This window comes from Arthrobacter sp. ISL-69 (assembly GCF_018613775.1).
Lineage (GTDB): Bacteria > Actinomycetota > Actinomycetes > Actinomycetales > Micrococcaceae > Arthrobacter.
On record NZ_JAGGPO010000010.1, the window covers coordinates 208,400 to 233,128 of the forward strand.

Sequence of the window (24,729 nt, forward strand, 5' to 3'; positions counted from 1 at the left end):
AAGAGGGCGCATGGGGGTGGTGCCGGGCTTGTGTTGTGCCAGCCCCGACCTGGGGCCTGAGTGTCCGAACAACCGGCATTTTTGCTGATGTCCCCCCTCAAGGCACGCACGTTCAACAGATCCATGCTGACGTAATTCAACGTTAGCCCTCCGCCGCCGGAAGTCAACGGGTAACGCCCGGGAGCGTTCGGACGGGGCCGGTCAGCCGCCGCGGATGATCTTCCGCAGCCGCTCCAGCCGGGTGGAAATCTCGCGTTCGGCACCATTGGCGGTTGGCTGGTAGTAGTCCCGGCCCACCAGGTCATCCGGCGGATATTGCTGCGTGGCAACGGCATGCGGGGCATCGTGCGCGTACTTGTAGCCCTGCCCGTGCCCGAGCTGTTTGGATCCCGGGTAGTGGGCGTCCCGCAGGTGGGCGGGGATGCCGTTGCCCAGGCCGGCCCGGACGTCTGCGGTGGCTTTGTTGATGCCCATGTACGCGGCGTTGGACTTCGGGGCCGTTGCCAGGTGGACCACGGCTTCAGCCAGCACGATGCGACCTTCGGGCATGCCGATCAGCTGCACGGCCTGGGCAGCGGCAACGGCGGTCTGCAAGGCCGTGGGGTCGGCCATGCCAACATCCTCCGCGGCCGAAATCACAATGCGGCGGGCGATGAACCGGGCGTCCTCCCCCGCTTCCAGCATGCGCGCCAGGTAATGCAGCGCGGCATCGACGTCGGAGCCCCGAATGGATTTGATGAAGGCGCTGGCTACGTCGTAGTGCTGGTCACCTGCCCGGTCGTACCTGACGGCTGCAACATCGAGGGCGCGTTCGGTGTGCCGCAGTTCCACGGTGACGGGGCCGTCGTCGGCGTCGTCGGCATCACCGAAAGCCACGCCCGCCGCCGCTTCCAGCGCCGTGAGAGCGCGGCGCGCGTCGCCGCCGGACAACCGGACCAGGTGGGCCAGCGCTTCATCGCTGAGCTCCACTTTCCCGTTCAGCCCGCGGGCATCGGTCACTGCCCGCTGGACCAGCCCCTCAACGTCCGCATCCGTCAGCGGGCGGAGCGTCAGCAGGAGCGACCGGGACAGCAGCGGCGAGACGACGGAAAAGGACGGATTCTCCGTTGTGGCGGCGACCAGCACCACCCAGCGGTTTTCGACGCCGGGCAGCAGCGCGTCCTGCTGGGCCTTGTTGAACCGGTGGATCTCGTCGAGGAAAAGGACAGTGGTGGTTTTGTAGAGGTCCCTCGCGGTGAGCGCTTCGTCCATGACGCGCCGCACGTCCTTCACGCCCGCGGTGATGGCGGAGAGCTCCACGAACTTCCGGCCGGGGCCCTTGGCGATCACATGGGCCAGCGTGGTCTTGCCGGTTCCCGGCGGACCCCACAGGATGAGCGACGTCGGTCCGGCCGGTCCGGCGGAGTCGGCCCCGGCGCCGGCCGCCAGCTGCCGCAACGGGGACCCCTGTCCCAGCAGGTGTTGCTGGCCCACTACGTCATCGAGGGTCCGGGGCCGCATCCGGACCGCCAGGGGGCTCCGGGGCCGCGTCCGGCCGGCGTCCGGCCCGGAAACCGCCGAACCGGACGGCGCCGCTGTCCCGCCGTCGTCGTCGTTATCCGGCCCTTGGCCAAAGAGATCATCCACATAGATAGGCTACTTCTTGTTCAATGACCGCACAGACAACGGAGACCACGCGATGCCCACCCCAGAGTCCCGAGTGGCGTTTGTCTCCGGCGCCCGGCTGCCGGGGTGGGTGGAGCGCTTCGCCGCAAGCCACGGCACCCTCACGGAGGAAGAGCCCGACGGCGGCCTCCGCCTCGCCGCGGACGACGGCGCCGTGGCGCTGCTGCAGGCCCCTTGGCCGGCGGACGGCCGGCCCGGGACAGGAACCGACGCGGTGTCGCGGCTCGCGTCGCTGGCGGCGCAGTCCCGCACGCTCGGGTTGGTGCTTGTCCGCCGCGGCGGCTATTCCGTGGCGGTGGTCCGTGACGGCGCCGCCCTGGCATCCAAGACGGGCACCCGCCACGTGCAGTCCAGGACTGCGGCCGGCGGCTGGTCCCAGCAGCGCTTCGCCCGGCGGCGCGCCAACCAGGCGGATGCCCTCGTGGAGGCGGTCGCGGAGCACGCCGGCCGGATCTTCGGCGGCCACCGGATCGAATACCTGGCGCTTGGCGGCGACCGCACGCTGGCGGAGCAGGTCCTCGCCGAACCCGTGCTGAAACACTACGCGGCACTGACCCGGCTTTCGTTCCTGGACGTCCCGGATCCCCGTGCCTCCGTGCTCAAGCGGGCGGCCGCAGACCTGTGTTCGGTGCGCATCCTGGTGACCGACCCGCCGGCCTAGGCTTGCGGGCCCGTTACTCCTCGGGAGCCAAAGTGACGGTGGCTCCGTTGAGGTTCTGGCTGAAGCCCAGCTGGCAGGAGAGCCTGGAGCCGCACTCCCGGTAGCCCTCCGCCTCGACGAGCAGTTCCAGTTCATCCTCGCTGCGCTCCCCCAGGGTGTCGAAGACCTCCTTATCGAGGAAGACGTGGCAGGTGGCGCAGGAGGCAGTGCCGCCGCAGGAGGCGAGGACCGGAAGGTCGTTGTCACGCAGGGCCTCCATCAGGGTCTGGTCCGGTTCCCATTCGAGCTTGTGGGTGGAGCCCTCGCGGTCGACGACGGTGAGTTTGTTGTTGCTCATGGCGGTTCCTTAGATTCGGGCCGCTGCAAGGGCAGCGTCAGCGGGAGTGGGGTCGGCGGGAGTGGGGTCGTTGAGAATGGCGTTGGTAAGGGGGATGCCGGGATCGGCTGCCAGCGTCGGGTCGATTCGCGTCCCTTGGGCAATCAGTTTCCTGGCCGGCCGGAAGTCGGCGAGGTTCGCGATGGTGTCGGCGGCGGCGAGCCGGCCGTCGCGGAGATAGACCACCGAGAACTTGCCGGTAGCGGGGTCGCCGCGCACGATGACGTCGTCGTCGGGGTGGCGCACCCCGGCAGTCTGCAGCCGGACCCCGTGCTGGACGGTCCAGAACCAGGGGATTTCCGGAGCTGCGGCGTCCTGGCCGGTGATGTGGGCGGCAACCCTGTCGGCCTGCGCCAGCGCGTTTTGGATGCATTCCAGTCGCTGGCTGGCGCCGTCAGTCGGGCTGGTGAACCGGGTGACGTCACCGGCGGCGTAGACCGCGGGGTCGGAAGTCCGGCCGTCCCCGTCCACCAGGATGCCGTCCCGGCACTCGAGCCCGGCGTCTGCGGCCAGCTCCTGGTTGGGCATCACCCCGATCCCGGCCAGTACGACGTCGGCGTGGAAGACGGTGCCGTCCGCCGTGATTACACGCTCCGCCCGTCCGTCTCCTTCAATCGCTGTCACGGCGGCGCCAAAGACGAACCGGACGCCGTGCTGTCCGTGGAGCCGTTCGAAGTGGCGCGAGACCGGGGCGGAGGTCACGCGGCTCATCACACGGTCCTGGAACTCCAGCACCGTGACCTGGCAATCCCGGGCGGCCGCCGCGGCCGCTACTTCCAGTCCGATGTACCCGGCGCCGATGATGGCGACGCGGGTTCCCCGGACCAGCAGGCGCTTGAGTTCGAGGGCGTCGGCCCGTGTTCTCAGGGACTGGACGCCGGGAAGACCCGCGCCGGGTACCGTGAGGGGCCGCGCCCGCGACCCTGTAGCGATGACGAGCCTGTGGTAAGCGGGCTGGCTGCCGTTGGACAGCAGGACCCTGCGGTTCTGCCGGTCGATGGAGTCCGCGGTGACGCCTGGCAGCCGGTCGATGCCCTTGTCCTGGTAGAACTTCTCCTTGCGCAGGACGGCAGACTCATCCGGCGCGCCGTCCTTGAGGAGTTCCTTGGAAAGCGGCGGACGTTCGTAGGGCGTCTCCTTCTCCGCGTCGAGCAGCAGAATGCCGCCTTCCCAGCCCCGGGCACGGAGTCCCGCGGCGACGGCAACGCCGGCGTGTCCGGCACCCACGATGATCACCGGAGGAGTGGCTCCGATCTTCGGTTCCTGTTTCATCGGCTCACGCATTGGCCTGCTCCAGGTTCACGTGGAGGTGCTCCGGTCCCGAGTTCGTCAGGTTGTTTCCACGCACGTATTCGATCGGCTTCCTGGGATCGACAGCGAGGGATCCCAGCTTTTCGGCGAGGAGCTTCACGGTGACCAGGACCTCAAGCCGCGCGAGGGGAGCCCCCAGGCAGCTGTGGACGCCGTGGCCGAACCCGAGGTGGCCCTCGGTGTTGCGGTCGATGTCGAAACGCTCACCGTCGGGATACTTGCTGCTGTCCCGGTTCGCGGCGGCGGGCAGGAGGCGCACGATGGCGCCGGCCGGAATCGTCACCCCGGCGACCTCCACTGCCTCCTTGGTGATCCGGCTGGCCCGCTGCACCGTGCCGCGGTAGCGGGCCAGCTCCTCGACAAACAGGTTCGCATCGTCCGGGTTCCGGCGGATCCGGTCCAGCAAGTTAGGCTGTTCGCTGAAAACGCGGAAGGCGTTGGCCAGCAGGATGGTGGTGGTGTCGTGACCGGCGACAAAGACGAAGGCGCAGAGTTCCTTGGCTTCCTTCTCGCTGAGCAGGCCGTCCTTCCACATCCGGGCGATATGGCCGCCGACCGAGTCGCTCTCCTCCCGGTAGAGGCGCTCCATGGTGTCCTTCAGGTAGGCGAAGAACTCGAAGGTGCTCTGCTCGTCGGTGCCGGTGCCCTGGGCGTTGCGGGCGAGCCGGCCGAAATAGCTGAAGGTTTCGTCGGACCAGAATTTCATCTTGTCGAAGTCCTCGGCGGGCACGTCGAGCAGGGCGCTGATGGTGGACATGCTGAGCGGGATGGCGTAGTCGTCCACGGCGTCGCCGCCGCCGGCGGTTAGCATCGGGGCCAGGTACTTTTCGGCGTTTTCGCGGACCCGGTCCTCGAAGCGGGCGATCGCCTTCGGGATGAAGGCCTGGGCCACGACCTGGCGCAGCCGGGTGTGGTTGGGGGCGTCAAAGAGGGTGAGGAAGGTCAGCGGGACCGGGTCCACAACCTGGGAGGAGAAGACCTTGGGGGCCCGCATTGCCTTGCGTACATCGTCATAGCGGGAAATGAACCACACATCCGATACGGGTGAATGTGCACGGAGCACAGGGGCGTTCTCCCGCATCCACTCATAGTGGGCGTAGGGATCACCCTGCGTCCCGTCGTCGACGACCTTGAACGGAGCCATGCCCTCGGGCCAGCTCAGGTCGTGGGAATACGGGGGCAGTTCCGGGGCCTCGGCGGTCCGCGGATCGGCGGCAGGTGCTGCTGAAAACTCTGTCGTGGCAGGAGACATCATTGTCCTTTTGTCGAAGTTGGAGAACGTGATCCACGTCTCACACAACCATGCCTACCGATCCCACGCCCGCCCCATAGGACTTCCGTTCATCGGTTGTGAAAGTCTGCGCAGCAGCATTCGACGCCGGCACTGCAAGGAAAACGGTTAGCGCCCGGGCGCCTGGGCAGCCTTTAGCGCCCGGGAAATCCCGTGGGCGGCCGTCAGTAGCGCAGGGACGGTCAGCGGAACGGCGGCTTCCCGTCGCGGCACGATGGCATTGAGCGCTGCAGCGACAGTGTTGTCCGGGCCAAAGACGGGCACGGCGATGCCGGTCCACTCCAGGACGCCAATACCTGGCGGTGCCACGTAGCCGCGCTGCCTGATGTCGGCCAGTTGCTTCCGGATGAGGGCCGGGTCGGTATTGGTCTCGGCGGTCACCGCCTCCAGTGGTCGTGACAGCACCTCGTCCTGGAAGGCAGGCGGGGAGAAAGCCAGCAGCACGAGGCCGGACGAGGCGGCGTGAATCGGCATCCTCTGGGCAATGTGGGCCGCATCCAGGCTGGACTCAGGCGCGGACAGGCGCTCCACGTAGAGCACCGTCCCGTGGTCCAGCACGGCCAGCGTGGTGTGTTGGTGCACGGCCGCCTGGACATCGCCCATAAAAGGCAGCGCCAGCTCTTGGAGAGTCAGCGCACGCGAGCCCCGTGCGGCCAGCTCCCACATCCGCATCCCGGAGCGCAGGCTCCCATCCGGCAGCCGCTCGATCAGGCCGTGAACGACCAGATCGTCCACGAGACGGTGGGTGGTTGTCAGGGGAAGGCCTGCGCGGTGGGCGAGGCCCGAGAGCGTCATGGTGGGCAGGTTCCGGTCGAATGCACTCATGAGCCGCACGACGCGGCTGATCACCGATTCTCCGGATGGTGAGTTGGCCATGAACGTCCCGGCCCTGCGCCCTAGCCGGCTTCCACAGTGGCGGCGCGTTCCACGCCCCTGCTAGCTGCGAGCTTGGCGATGTCGCGGCCCGCCCGGTAGCCGAACACGAGGGCAGGCCCAATGTGCGAGCCGTAGCCCGGGTAGCCGCCGCCGAAAACGCTCACCGCGGCTGCGCCAACGGCAAGGAGGCCCGGAATGGCCGTTCCTTCGGCGGTGACAGCTTCGGACCGTTCGTTGACGCCGACTCCGGCGAAGGTGCCCAGGTCGCCCATCTGGATCTTCGCGGCGTAATACGGGCCCTTGCCGACCGGGGCGAGGTTCGGATTCGGCTTGTGTTCAAGGTCGCCCCGGAAGTGGTTGTACAGCGTGGAGCCGCGGCCAAATGCCGGATCCTCACCGCGCTCCGCTGCCGGGTTGAATTCAGCCACGGTCGCTGTGAGGCCCTCGGGATCGATTCCGAGCTTTCCGGCCAGTTCCGCCAGGGTGTCCGCCTTGACCAGGTATCCGGTTTTGTAGAAATAGCCGCGGGGCATCGGCCAGGGCTTTGCGTAGCCAATGCCATATTTGTGCATCGTCTTCGCGTCTCCGATCACGTACCCGTAGGTTTTGTCCTCGTCCTTGTTGTGACCGATCATAGCCCCGCCAAAGTCGTGGTAGCTGAGGGCCTCGTTTCCGAAGCGCTTGCCGTGACGGTCGACGGCGATCAGGCCAGGCAGGCCGATGGCCCGCAGGTGCGGAAAGAGCCTCTGCTGGCCGTTGAGGTACTTGAACACCGTCACCGGCGCCCAGGAACCCACGCTGAAAACGGAATCGTCGATGTGCCCGCCGGCACTCAGCGCCAAAGTCGCGGCGTCCCCGCCGTGGCCAACGGTCGGTGTGTAGTGGTCGTCGCCGTCGGCGTCGTGTGGGAAGTACTGCTGCCGAAGTTCCTTGTTGCCGGAAAAGCCGCCGGCGGCGAGGATGACCCCCATGCGAGCTGTCACAGTGGCGGCGTGCTCGCCGCCGAGTACTGCGCCTGTGATGGTTCCGGCGTCGTCCCGGGTCAGCGAAAGCGCGGGTGAGGAGTTCCACAGCCGCACGCCCAGGTCGTCGGCGCTCTTGACCATGCGGGTCATCAGGGCGTTGCCGTTGGAGCGCAGGACGGGACGCTTGTAGCGGGCGGCGTCGGCCCACGTGCGGAGCAGCTTCTTCGCCACATAAACGAAGGATTTCACCGACTGGTTAACGTGGAAAAACTCATTGATGTCGGGTCCCACCTGGGGCATGTAGCCGAACACAGTGTAGGAACTCATGTAGGGCTGCATCAGGAGACGCTTGTCCCCAAGCACGCGCGCATCAACGTCCTGCGGCAGGATGGCCCGGCCGGACAGTTTCGCGCCTGGCAGGTCCATCTGGTAGTCGGGGGACTTTTCCGGGTAGGTGAACTTCACCTCGGTTTCGTTCTCAAAAAAGGAAATCGCCTCAGGGACGGTGTCCAGGAAATCCCGGACGCCCGCTTCGTTGAACGTCTCCGGGGCAAGGCTTTTCAGGTACGTCTCGGCGTCCTCCCGGGTGTCCCCCTGCGCCACGCCCTGCTTGTTGCCGGGGACCCATGCCCAGCCAGCCGAAATCGCCGTCGTTCCGCCGAAGTACTGTTCCTTCTCCGCAACAACCACGGTCAAACCCTGCGAAGCGGCTTTCAGCGCCGCGGCCATCCCGGCCACACCGGAGCCGATAATGAGGACATCACAGATTGTCGTGCTCATGGTTGGTGCGTTGCTCATTGTTCTTGTCCTGTTCATGGTTACTGCTCCGTTCAGTCGGCTGCCCGCATCCTCGCGGCAGCCGGGTGCAAGGCTAAAGCCCCAGTAGAGCCGGTGGCACCGGCACCCGGGAGGAGGATTACCATTGAGCGGGAATCCTGAGGAGGAAGCGTGGCCAATTCCGCATCGGGCGAGTCGATCATCGGCCGCTTCGTTAAGATCGTGAGCGCGTTCGATGACCGGCACACCTCCATGAGCGTCGCCGAACTGGGGCGCCGGACAGGACTGCCCGTGACCACGACCTACCGGCTTGTCAACGATCTGCTGCTCGAACGGCTCCTCGAACGCGAACCCGGCGGTGATATCCACATCGGCACCCGGATGTGGGAACTTGTTTCCCGCGGATCCAAGATGCTGGGACTGCGGGAGGCTGCCCTGCCGTTCATGGAGGACGTCCAGGCAGTAGTGCAGCACTCCACCACCCTGGGCATCCTTGATTCGGACGAGGTCCTGTACATCGAGCGGCTGGGCTCCGACAAGACCATCGTCGACATCACCAAGATCGCCGGCAGGCTGCCGGTGCACGCAACGTCCTCGGGCCTGGTTCTGCTGGCACATTCCCCCGCCGCCTATCAGGACAGCTTCCTGGCCCGGCCCCTGACGAAGTTCACCGAAACCACCCTGACCGATCCAGCTTTGCTTCGCCGCCATCTGGCCGAGATCAGGCAGCGCGGGTTCGCTGCCATGCCGGGCGTGATCGTGCCCGAATCCAGCGGCATCGCCGTCCCCGTCTTTGGGACCGACAACACCGTCCGCGCCGCCCTCAGCGTGGTGGTGCCGCGCAACGAGGAGAACGCGGCCGCCCGGGTCCCCGTCCTGCTGGCCGCCGCCCGGGGTATTTCCAGGGCACTCGGCTGGCGGGGCGAGCTGAAGGGCACTCTGAGGCAGAGTCACTGATCAGAGTCTGAATGTTGGCTTTACCGTTCATCGGCAATCGTGTGGTTCCGGTCACAGCTCCCCTGCCACTCTGGCTAGGACGCAGCGAAGAGGCTGCAGGAGCACGAGGAGCACCCCATGAATCCCACACCGAACAGAGTGGCCGGAAAGACCGCCATCGTCACCGGAGGCCGCGGCGACCTGGGCAGCGCCACCGCCGCCCTCCTGGCTGAGCACGGCGCGGTCGTTGCCAGCCTGGACGTTGCCGGCATCCCGGCCGCCGCGGCCCACGCAAACATCAGTGAATACGACGTCGACGTCACGAGCGAGGACAGCGTCGCCGATGCCATCCGCCGGGTCCGCGACGACCTGGGCGCGCCGGACATCCTGGTCAACGCCGCCGGAATCATCGGCCCCGCCGGCGCCTCCCACACCGCCTCCGTCACGGACTTCGACCTGATCTTCAACGTCAACGTCAAGGGCGTCTGGCTGATGACCAAGCACGTGGTTCCCGGCATGATCGAAAAGGGGGCCGGCAGCATCGTCAACTTCTCCTCCATCCACGGTCTGACCGGAGGCAGGAATGTGCCGCTCTACCACGCCACCAAGGGCGCCGTCCGGCTCCTGAGCAAGTCGGACGCTGCGGCCTACGGAAGTTACGGCATCCGGGTGAACTCCATCCACCCCGGATCGATGAACACCCGGATGAGCCGCCGCTCGGCCGAACAGTCCGACATCGGCGCCGAGGCCTACTACCAGCAGCTGGTCGGCTCCAACCCGCTGCCCCGCCAGGGCCAGCCGGACGAGATCGCCTACGGCGTGCTGTACCTGGCGTCCGACGAATCGCGCTTCACCACGGGCTCCGAGCTCGTGATCGACGGCGGCTACACGGCTGTCTGACGCCACACCCCAACTGCAGCTGCGACCATCTTCCTCTTGAAAGGCAACACCCCATGAAATTCGTCAACGGCGCCCCCGCGGACACTTACGACGTCGTCGTCGTCGGTTCCGGTGCGGGCGCGCTCACAGCGGCGGCCACTGCCGCCCGTGCCGGCAAGTCCGTCGTCGTCCTGGAGAAGAGCGGCCTGCTGGGCGGGACCTCCGCCGTGTCCGGCGGCATGCTCTGGGTGGCGGACAACCACCACGCCCGGAAGGCCGGGATCACCGATTCCAAGGAGGCAGCCGCCGAGTATGTGCGCGCCGTAGCCCGCGGGCGCGGCCGTGGGGAACTCCTGGACGCAGCCCTGACCTTCGGGGACCGGATGCTCCGCTTCGTGGAGGAGGAATGCGGGGTCCGCTTTATCTTCCTCGACAACTTCCCGGACTACCGGCAGGACCTGCCCGGCGCTCTGGAGGGCGGCAGGACGGTGGAGCCAGAGCTGTTCAACAGCACCGAAGCCCTGGGCGATCTCAAGGTACACGTGCGCAGCGACGGCCGGGCGCCGTTCACCATGCAGGAATACGAAGAGTGGGGCGCCTTCACCAAGTTCCCGTGGGACGAACTGGCCGGCCGCCAGGAGGAAGGCCTGGTGGCCAAAGGCCAGGCTCTCGTCTCCATGCTGCTGGCCAGCCTGGTCCGCGATGGTGCTGCCCTGGCCACCGGGGCAAGGGGGCACCGGCTGCTGACGGACAGCGGCCGGGTGACCGGCGTCGAACTGGAATCCGGCGAAACCTTCCGGGCAAACGACGGTGTGGTGCTGGCCACCGGCGGCTTCGAGTGGGACAAGGCACTGGCCGACTCCATGCTCGCGTCCCGGCTGTACACGATGTGCTCGCCGCCCTCGAACACCGGCGACGGGCTGCGGATGTCGCAGCGCATCGGCGGCCAGACCCGCGGCACCCGCGAAGCCTGGTGGGCGCCGATGTCCGTCACCGGTGACACACGCGACGGGCAGCCCGTGGGCACCCTGCTCCGCTTCGAACGCCAGGGCCCGGGCTCGATCATGGTGAACCGCCATGGCCGCCGGTTCGCCAACGAGTCGCAGAACTACAACGACCTGGCCCGATGCCTGCAGTCCTGGGACTCGGCCGCGAACCGGACGCTCAACACGCCGGCACACGTAGTGGTGGACCACGCCTACCTGGAGCGCTACGGCATCCTGGCGCACCGCGCCGGCAAGCCCACGCCGGACTACCTGATCGAGGCGGCAACCCTCGAGGAACTGGCCGCAAAAATCAACGTTCCGGCAGAAAACCTCACTGCGACCGTGGCCCGGTTCAACGCCTTCGCCGTCAAGGGCGAGGATCCGGACTTCGGCCGCGGCGAGAGCGCTTACGACAAGTACTGGGGCGACGACGACAACCCGTGGCCGAACCCCTCGCTCGGCCCACTCCGGTCCGGACCGTTCTACGCCCTGGAGGTGGTCAACGGCGCCTTCGGCACCAACGGCGGCGTGGCAACCGACGGGCTGGCCAGGGTGCTCGACGTCGACAACCAGCCCATCCCGGGCCTGTTCGCCGCCGGCAACACCACGGAAAATGCCTACGCCGCAGGCTACCCGGGCGCCGGGGCCACCCTTGGACCGATCATGACCATGGGCTACCTCGCCGGACGCACCATCGCCGGCCTGTCACCGGAGTACCGCTCCGCGGAACAGCCCGCCGAACAGGCTGGGCCCACCGTGGAACTGGTGGGTGCCTGAGATGATCCGCCACACCGTGCTCTTCAAGTTCAAGCCGGGCTTCCCGCCCGCCGACAAACAGGCCTGGATCAACGGCCTCAACAACATGACCGGCAAGATCCCCGGCATGCTCAGCCTCAGCCACGGCGCGGATGTCCTCAACACCGAGCGTTCCTTCGACTACGCCATTGTGGCCGACTTCGAAACGGTCGAGGACATAGCGGTGTACAACACGCACCCGCTCCACGAGCCGCTGAAGGCGTACTCGTTCCCCAACAGCCAGCAGGTCCTTTCGGTGGACTTCCACCTCGGGGAGACCCCTGCGGCCACCACTAAGACAACGCAGTCTTAAGGAGATCCCCATGCAGTCTGCATCCACAACTCAGCCCGCAACGCAGTCGGCCGCGCAGTCGGCCCCACGGAAAACGCCGGGCAAGGCAGCCCTGGCATCCTTCCTCGGCAGCACGCTGGAGTACTACGACTTCTTCATCTACGGAACCGCCGCAGCCCTCGTGTTCCCGCACCTGTTCTTCCCTTCCGCCGACCCTGCCATCGGCCTGATCGGCGCCTTTGCCACCTTCGGCGTCGCCTACGTAGCGCGGCCGGTCGGAGGCCTGGTGATGGGCCACTTCGGCGACAAACTGGGCCGGAAGAAGATCCTGCTGCTGACCCTGGGCATCATGGGCCTGGCATCGCTGGGCATCGGGTTCCTGCCCACCTACGAGCAGGTCGGCGTCTGGGCGCCGATCCTCCTGGTGGCCGGGCGGCTCGCGCAGGGCTTCTCCGCCGGCGCGGAATCGGCCGGCGCCTCCACCCTCACCCTGGAACACTCGCCCGAAGGCAAACGCGGCTTCTTCACCAGCTTCGTGATGACGGGATATGCCTCCGGCATGGTTCTGGCCACCCTCGTGTTCATTCCGGTCACGGCCCTGCCGCAGGAAGCGATGATGAGCTGGGGCTGGCGCATCCCGTTCTGGCTCTCCATCGTGGTCCTGGCCATCGCCTACTGGGTGCGGACGCACCTGGACGAAACACCGGTCTTCGAAGAGGCCCAGGAGCACCAGCAGGTCGCCCCGATGCCGCTCAAGGAAGTACTCAGGTTCCAGGGCGCCGATGTGCTGCGCGTTGTGGGCATGTCGATCATGTCCGTCATGCAGACCATCTTCACGGTCTTCGGACTGGCGTACGCCACCTCCACCGCAGGCTTTGACCGCGCTTCCATCCTGACCGTCAATGCAGTAGCCATCGGGCTGTCGATGTTCGCCATGCCGCTGGCCGCGAAGCTCTCGGACCGGGTCGGACGGCGCCCCCTGCTGCTGACCGCCGCAATCGGCTGCTCGATCACCATCTTCCTGTACTTCCTTGCACTGTCCTCCGGCAACATCGTCCTGGTCTTCCTGGCCGCTTTCCTCAATATGACGGTGCTGTACTCGGGCTTCAACGGCATCTGGCCCTCGTTCTTCGCCGAACAGTTCGCCGCCCCGGTTCGCTACACCGGCATGGCGATGGGAAACCAACTGGGACTCGTCCTTGCCGGCTTCGCCCCGATGATCGCCGGGATGCTCCTGACCCCGGGCGTCATCGGCTGGGTTCCCGTGGCTGTCTTCGGGACGGTGTGCATGCTCGTCGCAGCAGCCTCGGTGTACTACTCCCGGGAGACGTACAGGACGCCGATCGAGGAACTGGGTGCTCCTTACCTCACCGGTACCGCCCGCCGCCGGGAGCTGCAAAACCTGTGACTCCGACCGACAGCCCGAAAGGAACCATCATGCCGCTGGAGGCAACCCCAGCAGCCGCGACAACCGTTGACGGCGGCGAGTTGGCCGCCTCCCCGTGGGTCGGACTGCACTACGCCACCGAAAGCTACGCGACCGAACGAACCTAGCAGCCGGTGAGGTGCCGCTTCGGCCGCTCCTGCCGGTAAAGGTAGCGGCCGGCTTCCCGGAAGCCGGCCCGGGCATACAGTTCCCGGGCACCGGAATTGGCCGCTGTCACCAGCAACCAGTACCCGTCCAGCCCTTGCGCCGCCCCCGCCCCCAGCAACGACCGCAGCACCCGGTTTGCGTAGCCGCGGCGCCGGGCATCCGGACGGGTTGCCATGCAGTACAGGCCGCCCCTGCTGTCTGCCCCGCCGGGAGGAACCGCAAGGCGTCCGACGGCGGCGGGCACGCCGTCGTCGTCCCTCACCAGCGCGTACAGCGACCGGCAGCCTTCGAGGATTCCGCGGGCAGTGGCGAGGGATTCCCTGTCACCGCGGCCGTCAACGCTCCACCAAAGCCGCAGCCACTCCTCCGTCGGCTGTGCCGAGAGCTCGACGCCGGCGTCAGGTGCCGGCGCATCCCCGCCGGCACCTCGCACGAGGATCAGGGTCTCGGACTGGCGGGTGAAGCCTTCCTCATCGAGGACCGCATTCAGCGCGGAGCTCCGGGCATCGTCGAAGACCTGGAAGATCACGGGCAGCCGGCGGTTGCGGTACCAGGCGCGCGCATCCCGGAGCAGGGCCAGCCGTTCGTGCGGGGTTCCCTCCGGCTCCGAGCGGGGCCAGATGGAGTTTGCACGCTGGGTCACGCCGCTGGCGGCGCGAAGAACCCACCCGCCGGATTCCTCCCGGTCGGGAGCGGGCCAGGCGGCGTCCATCAATGCTTCCAGGGCGGGGGTCGTCTGCCGTTCCATCGGCCTCCTTTAACGGCTTGGGGACAGCAAAGGCTCCCCGGTTTCCCGGGGAGCCTTGCTGACGATCAGTTAAGTCTATTTGGCTGCGTCGTCGGCCTTCTTGGGGGCCTGTTCCGCCTTCTTGGCCTCGGGCTTGAAGTCGACGCCGGCCTCCTTGCGCTGCTGCGCCGTGATCGGCGCCGGAGCTGCCGTCAGCGGGTCGTACCCGCCGCCGGATTTCGGGAACGCGATGACGTCGCGGATTGACTCCACGCCGGCCAGCAGGGCTACAACGCGGTCCCAGCCGAAGGCGATGCCGCCGTGCGGCGGAGCGCCGAACTTGAAGCCCTCCAGGAGGAAGCCGAACTTCGTCTCGGCGTCTGCCTTGTCCAGGCCCATGAGTTCGAAGACGCGTTCCTGCACGTCACGCTCGTGGATACGGATGGAGCCGCCGCCGATTTCGTTGCCGTTGCAGACAATGTCGTAGGCGTAGGACAGGGCCGATTCCGGGTCCTGGTCGAAGGAGTCCATGAACTCGGGCTTGGGCGAGGTGAAGGCGTGGTGGACGGCAGTCCACTGGCCGGCACCAACGGCCACGTCGCCCGAAGCCACTGCGGCGGCGGCGGGCTCGAACATCGGGGCATCCACAACCCAGCAGAATGCCCAGTCGGAGGGGTTGATCAGGCCGGTGCGGTGTCCGATTTCGACACGGGCGGCACCGAGGAGTGCACGGGAGGGGGTCTTCTCGCCGGCGGCGAAGAAGATGCAGTCCCCGGGCTTGGCCCCGACGGCGTCGGCCAGGCTGGCGCGCTCGGTGTCGGTGAGGTTCTTGGCCACGGGACCGGCCAGTTCGCCGTCCTCCTTGTAGAGCACGTACGCGAGGCCCTTGGCGCCGCGCTGCTTGGCCCATTCCTGCCAGGCGTCCAGCGCACGGCGTGCCTGCGATGCACCGCCCGGCATGACTACGGCACCGACGTAGGGTGCCTTGAACACGCCGAAGTTGGTGTCCTTGAAGAATTCGGTGAGTTCGGTCAGTTCCTGGCCGAAACGGAGGTCCGGCTTGTCCGAGCCGTAGCGCGCCATGGCGTCGGCGTACGTGATGCGCTGGATGGGCGTCGGGATTTCGACGTCGATCAGCTGCCACAGGGCTTTGACGATGCTTTCGCCGAGCGAAATGATGTCATCCTGCTCCACGAAGCTCGCTTCGATGTCCAGCTGGGTGAATTCCGGCTGGCGGTCGGCGCGGAAGTCCTCATCGCGGTAGCAGCGGGCAATCTGGTAGTACTTCTCGAAGCCGCCCACCTGAAGGAGCTGCTTGAAAAGCTGCGGGGACTGCGGCAGGGCGTACCAGGAACCCGGCGCGAGGCGTGCAGGGACCACGAAGTCGCGGGCGCCTTCCGGCGTCGAACGCGTCAGCGTGGGGGTCTCGATCTCAACGAAGCCGTCCTGGTGGAGCAGCTCGCGTGCCACACGGTTCGCTTCCGAGCGCAGGCGCAGGTTGCGGGCGGGGCCAGGGCGGCGCAGGTCCAGGTAGCGGTGCTTCAGGCGTGCTTCCTCGCCCACCTCGACGTGCTCGTCGATCTGGAAGGGCAGCGGATCGGAGGTGTTGAGGATGGTCACCTTCTCGGCAATGACCTCGATCTCACCGGTGGCCAGTGCCGGGTTCTCATTGCCCTCGGGGCGCTGGGAAACCGTACCGATGATCTGGAGCACGTACTCGTTGCGGAGCCCGTGGAAGACCTCTTCTTCGCGGACTACCACCTGGGCGACGCCTGAGGCATCGCGCAGGTCAACGAATGCCACACCACCGTGATCACGACGCCGGCCCACCCAGCCGGCCAGGGTAACGGTTTGTCCAATGTGCTCGGAGCGAAGGGATCCGAGGTCATGTGTGCGCAGCACAGCTTACCTTTCAGAAGGAAGACAGAGATGATGTTGAATGGGACCGTTGCGGGAACAGCCCCGTTCGAGTTTACCCGTTGGAAAGGCTTACCTTCCGCCATGCAGACCCACCAACGGCTTCAGCGCCGGCTCGGCGTGTTTGACGCTACCGCCATCGGACTCGGCTCCATGCTCGGCGCCGGCGTGTTCGTCGTCTTCTCCCCCGCCACGGCGCTGGCCGGCCCGCTGATGGTTCTCTCGGTCCTGGTCGCAGGCGCCATTGCCTATTGCAACGCTGTGGCGTCGGCCCAGTTGGCCGCCAAGTACCCGGCCAGCGGCGGGACCTATGTCTACGGCCGCAAGCAGCTCGGCGAATGGCCCGGCTTCATCGCCGGCTGGGGATTTGTCACGGGGAAGACGGCGTCGTGCGCGGCCATGGCCCTGACCTTCGGCCATTATGTGGCACCGGGCTTCGCCACGCCGCTGGCCGTCGCCGCCGTCGTGGTGCTCACGGGTGTCAACCTGATGGGCATCACCCGCACCGCCCTGTTGACAAGAATCCTGCTCGCCATCGTCCTTGGCACCCTGGTGTTTGTGACGGTTGCGGGCATTGCGGGGCCGCATCCGGAACCGGCCGGTCCCGTCGCAGGCCCGGGCGGCGCCTGGGGGATCCTCCCGGCCGCCGGCCTGATGTTCTTCGCCTTCGCCGGCTACGCCCGGATCGCTACGCTAGGCGAAGAGGTCAAGGATCCCGCCCGCACCATTCCGCGGGCCATCCTGGCCGCGCTGGCCGCAGCCTTCACGATCTATCTGGCACTCGCCGTGCTGCTGCTCTGGCACCTGTCCCCGGGGCGGCTGGCGGAATCGCTGTCGCCGCTGCTCGACGCCGTGACGTCCTCCGGTCTGGCCGAAGGCGCTCCGGTGGTGCAGGCGGGGGCAGCCGCGGCCTGCCTGGGCGCGCTGCTCGCACTGATCACCGGGGTCGGCCGTACTGCGATGGCAATGGCGAGGGAGCGGGACCTGCCCTCTCCCCTGGCCCGGGTGGGCGGGCAGGATACGGTCCCGTTCGTCGCGGAGCTGTCGGTGGCAGCAGCCGTGGTTGTGCTGCTCCTGACGGCGGATGTGCTGACCGTTGTGGGTTTCTCGAGCTTCGGCGTGCTGATCTACTATTCGGTCACGAATGCCGCCGCATTCACCCTGGCCGAACGGCCGCGCACCGCGCCCCGGTGGCTGAATGCGGCGGGTTTCGTTGGTTGCCTGATTCTTGCCGTCACGCTGCCGTTGGCCTCCGTGGCGGGCATGGCGGCCGTGCTGGCGGCCGGTGTTGCCGGCCGGTTCCTGGTGCTGCGGCTACGGAAGCTGCCGCCTAGGACTTAAGATGCGGACGTGCAGGTCCTCGGCCGAGGGCGTCCAGGTCGCGGGATCGGCGTCTGTCTGCTCGCCTGAACGGATGTCCTTGACCTGGTGTTTGCCGTCGTCGTCCGTGAACCAGACGAACGGGATGCCCCGGCGGTCGGCGAACTTGATCTGCTTGCCGAATTTTTCCGCCTTGGCGGCAACTTCGGTGGATATCCCCCTGCTGCGCAGCTGTGCCGCGACGTCCTGGGCACCACCCCAGCTGCCGTCGTTGTTCAATGCGACGAGCACTGCCGTGGGCACCGAACGGGTTGCCTGGGCCAGCTCCTGGCTCAGGATCCTGGAGACGAGACGCGTGACGCCGATGGACAGGCCGACGCCCGGGAATTTGCGGTTGCCCTTGCTCGCCAGCGCGTCGTAGCGCCCGCCGGAGCAAATGGAGCCGAGCTGTTCGTGGCCCACCAGGACGGTTTCCACCACGGTTCCGGTGTAGTAGTCCAGGCCACGGGCGATGCTGAGGTCCGCCACTACCTTGCCCGGAACACGCTGCACGGCGGCCGCAATGACCTGCTCGAGCTCGTTCAGGCCTTCCTCGAGCAGCTCGTCCTTGACGCCCAGCGCGCGGACCTTTTCCACGAACGACGTGTCCTCAGTGCGGATGCCGGCAAGGCTCAGGGCGGCCTGCGCCTGGTCCTCGGTGGCCCCCAGCTCTGTTTTGAGCAGCTCGGCCACCTTTGCAGGGCCGATCTTCTCGAGCTTGTCGATGCTCCGCAGCACCCCGGCGGTGTCCGTCAGGCCGATCCCGCGGTAGAAGCCTTCCGCTAGTTTGCGGTTGTTGATGCGCAGGCGGAAGTCGGGAATGGGCAGGGCGCTCAATGCTTCGGCGATCACCAGCGCGATTTCGACGTCGTAACGGAACGGCAGATCGCCGTCGCCGACGATGTCGATGTCCGCCTGGGTGAACTCGCGGGCGCGGCCCTCCTGCGGACGTTCTCCGCGCCACACCTTCTGTATCTGGTAACGGCGGAACGGAAACGCGAGGTAGCCGGCGTTCTCCACCACGTAGCGGGCGAACGGCACCGTCAGGTCAAAGTGCAGGGCCAGGGAGTGGTGGTCGCCCTTGGCAGCCTTGGATTCTTCGCCTTCGTCCTCCTGCAGGCGGCTGAGTCCGTACACTTCCTTGTCGATCTCACCCTTGCGGAGCAGCTGACCCACGGTTTCCACTGCGCGGGTTTCGATCGAGGAGAAACCGTGCAGCTCAAAGACGCGCCGCAGGGTGTCCAGCACATGCAGCTCCACCAGCCGCTCCTCGGGAAGCCACTCGGGGAAACCGGACAGGGAGGCGGTGCGGGCCATGGTGGATTTTCTCCTCAGGTAACAGAAGGCTGGAGTCCGCTGCGCGGTCATCCGATTCCGCCATGTGATCAAAAAGCGGCGGTAAAGGCGGGAGTCCAGCCAGTCATGCATAAACTATGTGCGGCAGTCAGTTTATGCTTTCGGCGCCAGCAACTCTAATGGAGCGGGCCCGGAGCATCGTCTGCCGCTTGCTGCCGGACACCGGACGTCGCCCTTGGCCCGTTTGGCGGCCCGGCCCGACAACCAGGAGGACTTTTGGCGGCCAGTTCACGGAGCGCCCGCGAAGCAAAGCGGCGCATCCTGCAAATGGAAGCGAAACGCGAGCTGCGGCGGCAGCAGGAGAAGCGCCGCAAACGCGACAATCTCCTTGCTGCAGGGGCGGGTGCCGCGGCACTGGTGCTCGCCGTCGTCCTCCAACTCACCGTCTTTGCCAGCAACCCGACCGAGGACGAGTACGCTGCTGCACAGGCCGGGCTGACCAGTCCGTCGGCAACGCCGACAACGCCGGCCACCAACGCCGCGAACATCCCGAAACCGGAGACAGCGGCAGGCAAGGTTTTCACCGGTGAGCTTAAGTTGAACAGCGGCGCGCTTGGCGTTGAGCTGGACGGAACCAAGGCTCCCCAGGCGGCCGCGGTCTTCAAATCGCTGGCAGACGAGAATTACTACAACGGAATCAGCTGCCACCGGCTGACCACGGGCGCGACCTTTGGAGTGCTGCAATGCGGTTCCAAAACGGGTGATGCCCAGGGCGACCCTTCCTACACCTGGGGACCGCTGGAAAATACTCCGGCTGACAACAAATATCCGGCTGGATCCATTGCTGTGGCGCGCATTAGCGGCAACGCCTACGGTAACGGCACCCAGTTCTTCATCGTGTACAAAGACACTGTCATTCCGGCTGATGAGGCCGGCGGGTACACGATCGTGGGCAAGGTGACGTCCGGACTTGACGTGGTAACGAACATCGCGGCCGCCGGTATTAAGACGGGCGGAAGCGCAACAGACGGCGCTCCTGCGGAACCAGTCACGATAGACTCGTTCTCTCTGAAGTAACCAGCCCCCGGCCTCCACGCGGCGGGTGCAGGTATTTCCCTCCAAGCGAAAGACTTTTAGCGGTGACAGACAGTCAGAAATCCGACGAAACAGTAACAGCAGCTGCCGACGAGGCCGGGACCGAGGCTCAGGTGGTTGACGGCGCGCAGGCGGCCGGCAACGACGCAGAGGCCGAGGCCTCGGCAGACGCACAGTCAACAGCCCAGGAAAGCCCCGAAGCGGAGGCTCCCGCGGCTGTCGACGCACCCATCGAGGCACCGGCCGCCGAGGAGGCGCCTGCAGCCGAGGAGGCGCCTGCAGCCGAGGAGGCTGCGGCTGAGGAAGTACCGGCAGCTGAGGCACCTGCGACTGAAGAGGCTGCAGCGGCTGAAGAGGCGCCGGCAACTGAGGCACCCGCCGCCGAAGAGGCTGCGGCTGAGGAAGTACCGGCCGCTGAGGATGTTCCCGCCGCTGCGCCGCGTCCTGCACCGCGTCCGGCCCCGTCGCCGGCCGCATTTGCGACGAGGCCCAAGGCTGCTTCTTCTCCCGTGGCTCCGGTCTCCGCCCCCGTGTCTTCGGCGGTGTCGCTGGCGGAGGCTGCACGCTGGGGCCGGGTCGAAGGGGACGGACACGTCTTCCTGACTATCGACGGCGCCGAACACCCCGTGGGCCAGTACCCGGACGTCAGCGACGACGAAGCGCTGGGTTACTTTGCCCGGAAGTACGACGACGTGGTGGCCCAGATTGTTCTCCTGGAACAGCGCGTGACCTCCAAGGCGCCCACGACCGACATGCAGAAGACCGTGACGCACCTGCGCGAGCAGCTGGCGGAACGGAACATGGTGGGTGACCTCCGCGCGGCCGAAGCCCGTCTCGAAACGCTGTCCACCCAGATCACGGAGCTCGAAAAGGCCGAAAAGGCTGAACACGACGCCGTGCGTGCGGCCGAGCTGGCCGCCCGCGAAGCAATCGTGGCGGAAGCGGAAGAAATTTCCGGACACGATCCTGCGCAGATCCAGTGGAAGACCTCCAGCGCCCGCATGAACGAGCTCTTCGAAAGCTGGAAGACAGCGCAAAAGAACGGCGTCCGACTGGGCCGCAGCAACGAGGACGCCCTCTGGAAGCGGTTCAGGGCAGCACGGACGGTCTTCGACCGCCACCGCCGGGCGTACTTCTCGCAGCTGGACAGCAACAACTCCGCAGCCAAGGCTGCCAAGGAAAAGCTGATCACTGACGCCGAGGCACTCTCCTCCTCCACCGACTGGGGCTTCGCCGCCGGCGAATACCGCCGCCTGATGGACGAATGGAAGGCCTCACCGCGCGCCAGCCGGAAGGACGACGACGCACTGTGGGCCCGGTTCCGCGCCGCCCAGGATGTCTTCTTCACCTCGCGGCAGGCAGCAAACGACGAGATCGACCAGGAGTACGGCGCAAACCTGACCGTGAAGGAAGCCCTTTTGGTCGAGGCCAACGCCCTGCTGCCCATCAAGGACCTGGGCGCCGCCAAGAAGGCCCTCCAGTCCATCCGTGACCGCTGGGAGGAAGCCGGCAAGGTTCCCCGTGCGGACATGGGCCGGATCGAAGCCGGCCTCCGGAAGGTGGAGGACGCCGTCCGCCACGCCGAGGATGAAAACTGGAAGCGGTCCAACCCGGAGACCAAGGCACGGACCAACAGCGCCCTTTCGCAGCTGGAAGCAGCCATTGCCGGGCTTAAGGAAGACCTCGCCAAGGCAGAGAAGGCCGGCGACCAGCGCAAGATCAAGGTCGCCCAGGAGGCCCTCGAGGCACGCCAGGCATGGCTGGACCAGATCTCTCGCTCGGCCAGCGAACTGTCCTAGCCACCTAGCAGGCAGGCACAGGCCCCGTTCCGGTTATCCACATATCCGGAACGGGGCCTGTACGCGTTTGGGGCTGCAGGAAAAGATGGCTGAATGGCTACCTCGTCCCCAGTCCCCGGAAGTATCAGAAGCGCAGATGCCGGGTCTGTTGAGCTCTATTCGCCCGGTGCCGTGTTCTCGTGGCCGGAGCTGCAGGCCATGGCCGCCGACGGTGTCCTGAGCCAGCTCTACCAACGCGGGTACATGTTGCCCGGCACAGCCACCACCCCGCAGCTGCGGGCACGCGCGGCCTCATTCGCTGTCCCGCCGGGAATCCGGCAGCGCGTCGTGGCAGGCCGGATGACGGCGGCGTGGATCTACGGGTGTGCCGCGGAACCGGACCGGCTGGCACTGCTGGTGGATGCCACCCGGCGTGTCTCCAGCCTGAGATCCACCAGGGGCTGCACCCTGCACGAGGTCAGGCTTGGCCCGTTCGACGTTGTCAGCCTCGGCGGGCTGATGGTTTCCAGCCCGCTTCGGACGGCGCTGGACATCGCATTGCACGTGGACGCTGAGCGGGCGTTGCCGGCCCTGCGCAAGATGCTGGCAAGTCCGGAGCTGGACGTCAGGCTGCGGCTGCTCACCCTGGCCGTCGAAGCCACTCCCCGGGTTCCGTACAAGAAGGCCGCGCTGGAAATACTGTCGGCCCTGCATCCCGAGCCCGGTTAGCAGCCCGGCAGCTAGCCGCGCCGCCGGTTTCCGGTGGTCCGGTACACGTCGAACACGCCATCGATGCGACGCACAGCGCTGAGCACGTGGCTCAGATACTTGGGATCGCCCATCTCGAACGCGAACTTCGAGATGGCCACCCGGTCAGTCGAGGTGTGCACACTGGCGGCCAGGATGTTGACGTGGTTTTCGGACAGGATCCGGGTGACGTCGGACAGCAACGACTTACGGTCCAGTGCCTCCACCTGGATCTCCACGAGGAAGACGCTGGACTGGGTGGGCGCCCAGTCCACCTCCACGATGCGGTCCGGCTGGTCCTTCAGGTCTGAGACGTTCGTGCAGTCCGTGCGGTGCACCGACACTCCGGAACCCCTGGTGACAAAACCCAGGATGGGATCCGGGGGAACGGGCGTGCAGCAGCGGGCCAGCTTGACCCATACGTCCCCCACGCCGCGGACAATCACGCCGGAGTCGGAGTACTTCGTCTTGCTGACCTGCGTGGGGATGCTGATCTCTGTCAGGTCATCCTCGGGGCCCTCATTGCCGCCGAGGGTATCCACCAGCCGTTCCATCACGGACTGCGCGGACGTGTGCCCGTCACCCACTCCGGCGTAAAGGCCCGAGATGTCAACGTACTTGAAATGCTCAGCCACTTCAGCGAGGGCGTCGTGGGTCATGAGGCGCTGCAGGGGAAGGTTCTGCTTGCGCATCGCCTTTGTCAGGAGTTCCTTGCCGCGGTCGATGGCCTCTTCGCGGCGCTCCTTGCTGAACCACTGCCTGATCTTGTTGCGGGCGCGGGCGCTCTTGACGAAGTGCTGCCAGTCCTGGCTGGGGCCGGCGCCCTCCGCCTTGGAGGTGAAGATCTCCACCCAGTCGCCATGGTTCAGTTCGCTGTTGAGCGGAACCAGCTTGCCGTTGACCCTGGCCCCGATGGTCCGGTGGCCCACTTCCGTGTGGACCGCGTAGGCGAAGTCCACCGGAGTGGACCCGGCCGGCAGTGCCATAACCTCACCCTTGGGAGTGAAGACGAACACTTCCCGGGCGTTGATTTCGAACCGCAGGGAGTCCAGGAATTCCCCCGGATCGGAGGTTTCCTGCTGCCAGTCAACGAGGGACCGCAACCAGCCCATGTCGCCGTCGCGGGGGCTCCCGGGACCTGCGGCCGTCCTGTTCGGCTGGTCCTTGTACTTCCAGTGCGCCGCGACGCCGTACTCCGCCCGGCGGTGCATTTCATGCGTGCGGATCTGAATCTCAACCGGCTTGCCGCCCGGCCCGATGACCGTGGTGTGCAGGGACTGGTACATGTTGAACTTGGGCATCGCGATGTAGTCCTTGAACCGGCCCGGAAGCGGGTTCCAGCGCGAATGCAGCGTGCCCAGGGCTGCGTAGCAGTCACGGACGGAGTCCACCAGGACCCGGACACCCATGAGGTCGTTGATGTCGTCGAAGTCCTTGTCGCGGACGATCATCTTCTGGTAGATCGAGTAGTAATGCTTGGGCCGGCCCGTGATGGTGGCCTTGATCTTGGCCGTCCGGAGATCGTCGGTGATCTGGTTCCGGATGACGCTGAGGCTCTTTTCACGCTCCGGGGTCCGGTCCCCCACCATGCGGACGATTTCCTCGTACACCTTCGGGTACAGCGCCGCGAAGGAGAGGTCTTCGAGTTCCCACTTGATGGTGTTCATACCGAGCCGGTGCGCCAGGGGTGCGAAGATTTCCAGTGTTTCGCGTGCTTTGCGGGCCGAGGACTCCGCCGAGACGAAGCGCCAGGTACGGGCATTGTGCAGCCTGTCCGCCAGCTTGATCATCAGCACCCGGATGTCCTTGGCCATCGCGACGACCATCTTGCGGACGGTTTCCGACTGTGCGGCTTCGCCGAAACTCACCTTGTCCAGCTTGGTGACGCCGTCCACCAGCATGGCGACCTCGGGTCCGAAATCCCGCTTGAGGTCAGCCAACGTGTAGGGCGTATCCTCGACGGTGTCATGCAGCAGCGCCGCCGCCAGCGTGGTGCCGCTCAGTCCCAGTTCGGCCAGAATCGTGGCGACGGCGACGGGGTGCGTGATGTAGGGATCGCCGCTCTTGCGTTTCTGTCCCCGGTGGCTCTGCTCGGCGACGACGAAGGCACGCTGGATGAGGTCGAAATCCTCTTTGGGATTGTTCGCCCGGACAGTGCGCAGCAACGGTTCGAGAATGGGAGAATACGTGGCCGTTCCGCGGCCCGTCAGCCGGGCGAGCCTGGACCTGGTGCGTTCGCGGCGTCCGGGGAAGGTGGGGCGCAACCCGGAACTGTCAACGGGCACGCCTGCGTCAGGGCGCCCGGGCGCAACCAAACCGGCCTGCGGACCCTGGCCCGGACCCTCACCACCGTCGGCCGTTGGCGCCGACGTCGAACGTTCTTCCAATGAAGCACCCCTCACGACC

20 protein-coding genes are annotated in these 24,729 nt (G+C 66.5%); 10 read left to right on the plus strand and 10 right to left on the minus strand.

Annotation, left to right across the window (positions count from 1 at the left end):
• Nucleotides 1-201: 201 nt before the first annotated feature.
• On the minus strand, nt 202-1,626 hold the full coding sequence (locus J7I79_RS06340; protein ID WP_214951461.1) for a replication-associated recombination protein A: 1,425 nt from the start codon (nt 1,624-1,626) through the stop codon (nt 202-204).
• A gap of 52 nt (nt 1,627-1,678) precedes the next feature.
• Here J7I79_RS06340 and J7I79_RS06345 point away from each other — a divergent pair, with 52 nt between their 5' ends.
• Nucleotides 1,679-2,326 (plus strand): acVLRF1 family peptidyl-tRNA hydrolase, encoded by a 648-nt coding sequence (locus J7I79_RS06345; RefSeq protein WP_214951463.1) that lies wholly within the window; start codon nt 1,679-1,681, stop codon nt 2,324-2,326.
• A gap of 13 nt (nt 2,327-2,339) precedes the next feature.
• Here the strand turns inward: J7I79_RS06345 and J7I79_RS06350 are convergent, their stop codons facing one another.
• The 5 genes from J7I79_RS06350 to J7I79_RS06370 form a co-directional block, all read right to left on the minus strand.
• A complete protein-coding gene (locus J7I79_RS06350; protein WP_214951465.1) occupies nt 2,340-2,663 on the minus strand; it encodes a 2Fe-2S iron-sulfur cluster-binding protein in 324 nt (107 codons plus the stop codon).
• Between the two features lie 9 nt (nt 2,664-2,672).
• Entirely contained in the window at nt 2,673-3,986 is a 1,314-nt protein-coding gene (locus tag J7I79_RS06355; RefSeq protein WP_214951467.1) for an NAD(P)/FAD-dependent oxidoreductase, read from the minus strand.
• On the minus strand, nt 3,979-5,265 hold the full coding sequence (locus J7I79_RS06360) for a cytochrome P450 (protein WP_214951469.1): 1,287 nt from the start codon (nt 5,263-5,265) through the stop codon (nt 3,979-3,981). The genes J7I79_RS06355 and J7I79_RS06360 overlap by 8 nt, the downstream gene beginning before the upstream one ends.
• A gap of 147 nt (nt 5,266-5,412) precedes the next feature.
• The gene (locus J7I79_RS06365; protein WP_214951471.1) at nt 5,413-6,180 is read right to left on the minus strand and encodes an IclR family transcriptional regulator; all 768 of its coding nucleotides are present in this window, start codon (nt 6,178-6,180) and stop codon (nt 5,413-5,415) included.
• A 20-nt stretch (nt 6,181-6,200) separates the two neighbouring features.
• Nucleotides 6,201-7,943 carry an FAD-dependent oxidoreductase gene (locus J7I79_RS06370; protein ID WP_251042429.1) on the minus strand — a complete coding sequence of 581 codons (1,743 nt, stop codon included), beginning with the start codon at nt 7,941-7,943 and terminating at the stop codon, nt 6,201-6,203.
• A gap of 150 nt (nt 7,944-8,093) precedes the next feature.
• Here J7I79_RS06370 and J7I79_RS06375 point away from each other — a divergent pair, with 150 nt between their 5' ends.
• The 5 genes from J7I79_RS06375 (at nt 8,094) to J7I79_RS06395 (ending at nt 13,218) form a co-directional block, all read left to right on the plus strand.
• The gene (locus J7I79_RS06375) at nt 8,094-8,879 is read left to right on the plus strand and encodes an IclR family transcriptional regulator (RefSeq protein ID WP_214951473.1); all 786 of its coding nucleotides are present in this window, start codon (nt 8,094-8,096) and stop codon (nt 8,877-8,879) included.
• Nucleotides 8,880-8,996: 117 nt separating this feature from the next.
• Nucleotides 8,997-9,758, plus strand: a complete 762-nt coding sequence (locus J7I79_RS06380) for an SDR family NAD(P)-dependent oxidoreductase (protein ID WP_214951475.1) — start codon at nt 8,997-8,999, stop codon at nt 9,756-9,758.
• Nucleotides 9,759-9,811: 53 nt separating this feature from the next.
• Complete coding sequence (locus J7I79_RS06385) at nt 9,812-11,500, plus strand: FAD-dependent oxidoreductase (protein WP_214951477.1); 1,689 nt, start codon at nt 9,812-9,814, stop codon at nt 11,498-11,500.
• A gap of 1 nt (nt 11,501) precedes the next feature.
• Entirely contained in the window at nt 11,502-11,831 is a 330-nt protein-coding gene (locus J7I79_RS06390) for a Dabb family protein (RefSeq protein ID WP_214951559.1), read from the plus strand.
• Between the two features lie 10 nt (nt 11,832-11,841).
• Complete coding sequence (locus J7I79_RS06395; protein WP_214951479.1) at nt 11,842-13,218, plus strand: MFS transporter; 1,377 nt, start codon at nt 11,842-11,844, stop codon at nt 13,216-13,218.
• A gap of 142 nt (nt 13,219-13,360) precedes the next feature.
• Here the strand turns inward: J7I79_RS06395 and J7I79_RS06400 are convergent, their stop codons facing one another.
• Both J7I79_RS06400 and aspS read right to left on the minus strand, forming a co-directional pair.
• Nucleotides 13,361-14,152, minus strand: a complete 792-nt coding sequence (locus J7I79_RS06400) for an N-acetyltransferase (protein WP_214951481.1) — start codon at nt 14,150-14,152, stop codon at nt 13,361-13,363.
• Nucleotides 14,153-14,227: 75 nt separating this feature from the next.
• Nucleotides 14,228-16,033, minus strand: coding sequence for an aspartate--tRNA ligase (gene aspS / locus J7I79_RS06405; RefSeq protein ID WP_214951483.1), 1,806 nt, complete (start codon nt 16,031-16,033; stop codon nt 14,228-14,230).
• 99 nt (nt 16,034-16,132) lie between these two features.
• Here aspS and J7I79_RS06410 point away from each other — a divergent pair, with 99 nt between their 5' ends.
• The gene (locus J7I79_RS06410; RefSeq protein WP_214951485.1) at nt 16,133-17,389 is read left to right on the plus strand and encodes an APC family permease; all 1,257 of its coding nucleotides are present in this window, start codon (nt 16,133-16,135) and stop codon (nt 17,387-17,389) included.
• On the opposite strand, the gene hisS is transcribed toward J7I79_RS06410, so the two are convergent.
• Complete coding sequence (hisS, locus tag J7I79_RS06415; protein WP_214951487.1) at nt 17,363-18,724, minus strand: histidine--tRNA ligase; 1,362 nt, start codon at nt 18,722-18,724, stop codon at nt 17,363-17,365. The genes J7I79_RS06410 and hisS overlap by 27 nt on opposite strands.
• 255 nt (nt 18,725-18,979) lie before the next feature.
• Between hisS and J7I79_RS06420 the strand changes: the two genes are divergently transcribed.
• From J7I79_RS06420 to J7I79_RS06430, 3 genes are all read left to right on the plus strand, one after another.
• Complete coding sequence (locus tag J7I79_RS06420) at nt 18,980-19,780, plus strand: peptidylprolyl isomerase (RefSeq protein ID WP_214951489.1); 801 nt, start codon at nt 18,980-18,982, stop codon at nt 19,778-19,780.
• Between the two features lie 62 nt (nt 19,781-19,842).
• A complete protein-coding gene (locus J7I79_RS06425; protein ID WP_214951491.1) occupies nt 19,843-21,597 on the plus strand; it encodes a DUF349 domain-containing protein in 1,755 nt (584 codons plus the stop codon).
• Nucleotides 21,598-21,690: 93 nt separating this feature from the next.
• A complete protein-coding gene (locus J7I79_RS06430) occupies nt 21,691-22,305 on the plus strand; it encodes a type IV toxin-antitoxin system AbiEi family antitoxin (RefSeq protein WP_214951493.1) in 615 nt (204 codons plus the stop codon).
• 11 nt (nt 22,306-22,316) lie between these two features.
• Here J7I79_RS06430 and J7I79_RS06435 read toward each other — a convergent pair whose 3' ends face one another.
• The gene (locus tag J7I79_RS06435) at nt 22,317-24,710 is read right to left on the minus strand and encodes a bifunctional (p)ppGpp synthetase/guanosine-3',5'-bis(diphosphate) 3'-pyrophosphohydrolase (protein ID WP_214951495.1); all 2,394 of its coding nucleotides are present in this window, start codon (nt 24,708-24,710) and stop codon (nt 22,317-22,319) included.
• Nucleotides 24,711-24,729: the final 19 nt, after the last annotated feature.

Excerpts from the sequence above, each read along its gene's own strand:
- J7I79_RS06390 (WP_214951559.1), top strand. The coding sequence starts at position 11,502 with ATGATCCGCCACACCGTGCTCTTCAAGTTCAAGCCGGGCTTCCCGCCC.
- J7I79_RS06430 (WP_214951493.1), top strand. The coding sequence starts at position 21,691 with ATGGCTACCTCGTCCCCAGTCCCCGGAAGTATCAGAAGCGCAGATGCC.
- hisS (WP_214951487.1), bottom strand. The coding sequence starts at position 18,724 with ATGGCCCGCACCGCCTCCCTGTCCGGTTTCCCCGAGTGGCTTCCCGAG.
- J7I79_RS06370 (WP_251042429.1), bottom strand. The coding sequence starts at position 7,943 with ATGAGCAACGCACCAACCATGAGCACGACAATCTGTGATGTCCTCATT.
- J7I79_RS06385 (WP_214951477.1), top strand. The coding sequence starts at position 9,812 with ATGAAATTCGTCAACGGCGCCCCCGCGGACACTTACGACGTCGTCGTC.
- J7I79_RS06410 (WP_214951485.1), top strand. The coding sequence starts at position 16,133 with ATGCAGACCCACCAACGGCTTCAGCGCCGGCTCGGCGTGTTTGACGCT.
- J7I79_RS06380 (WP_214951475.1), top strand. The coding sequence starts at position 8,997 with ATGAATCCCACACCGAACAGAGTGGCCGGAAAGACCGCCATCGTCACC.
- J7I79_RS06360 (WP_214951469.1), bottom strand. The coding sequence starts at position 5,265 with ATGTCTCCTGCCACGACAGAGTTTTCAGCAGCACCTGCCGCCGATCCG.
- J7I79_RS06365 (WP_214951471.1), bottom strand. The coding sequence starts at position 6,180 with ATGGCCAACTCACCATCCGGAGAATCGGTGATCAGCCGCGTCGTGCGG.
- J7I79_RS06345 (WP_214951463.1), top strand. The coding sequence starts at position 1,679 with ATGCCCACCCCAGAGTCCCGAGTGGCGTTTGTCTCCGGCGCCCGGCTG.
- J7I79_RS06395 (WP_214951479.1), top strand. The coding sequence starts at position 11,842 with ATGCAGTCTGCATCCACAACTCAGCCCGCAACGCAGTCGGCCGCGCAG.
- J7I79_RS06350 (WP_214951465.1), bottom strand. The coding sequence starts at position 2,663 with ATGAGCAACAACAAACTCACCGTCGTCGACCGCGAGGGCTCCACCCAC.
- J7I79_RS06355 (WP_214951467.1), bottom strand. The coding sequence starts at position 3,986 with ATGCGTGAGCCGATGAAACAGGAACCGAAGATCGGAGCCACTCCTCCG.
- J7I79_RS06400 (WP_214951481.1), bottom strand. The coding sequence starts at position 14,152 with ATGGAACGGCAGACGACCCCCGCCCTGGAAGCATTGATGGACGCCGCC.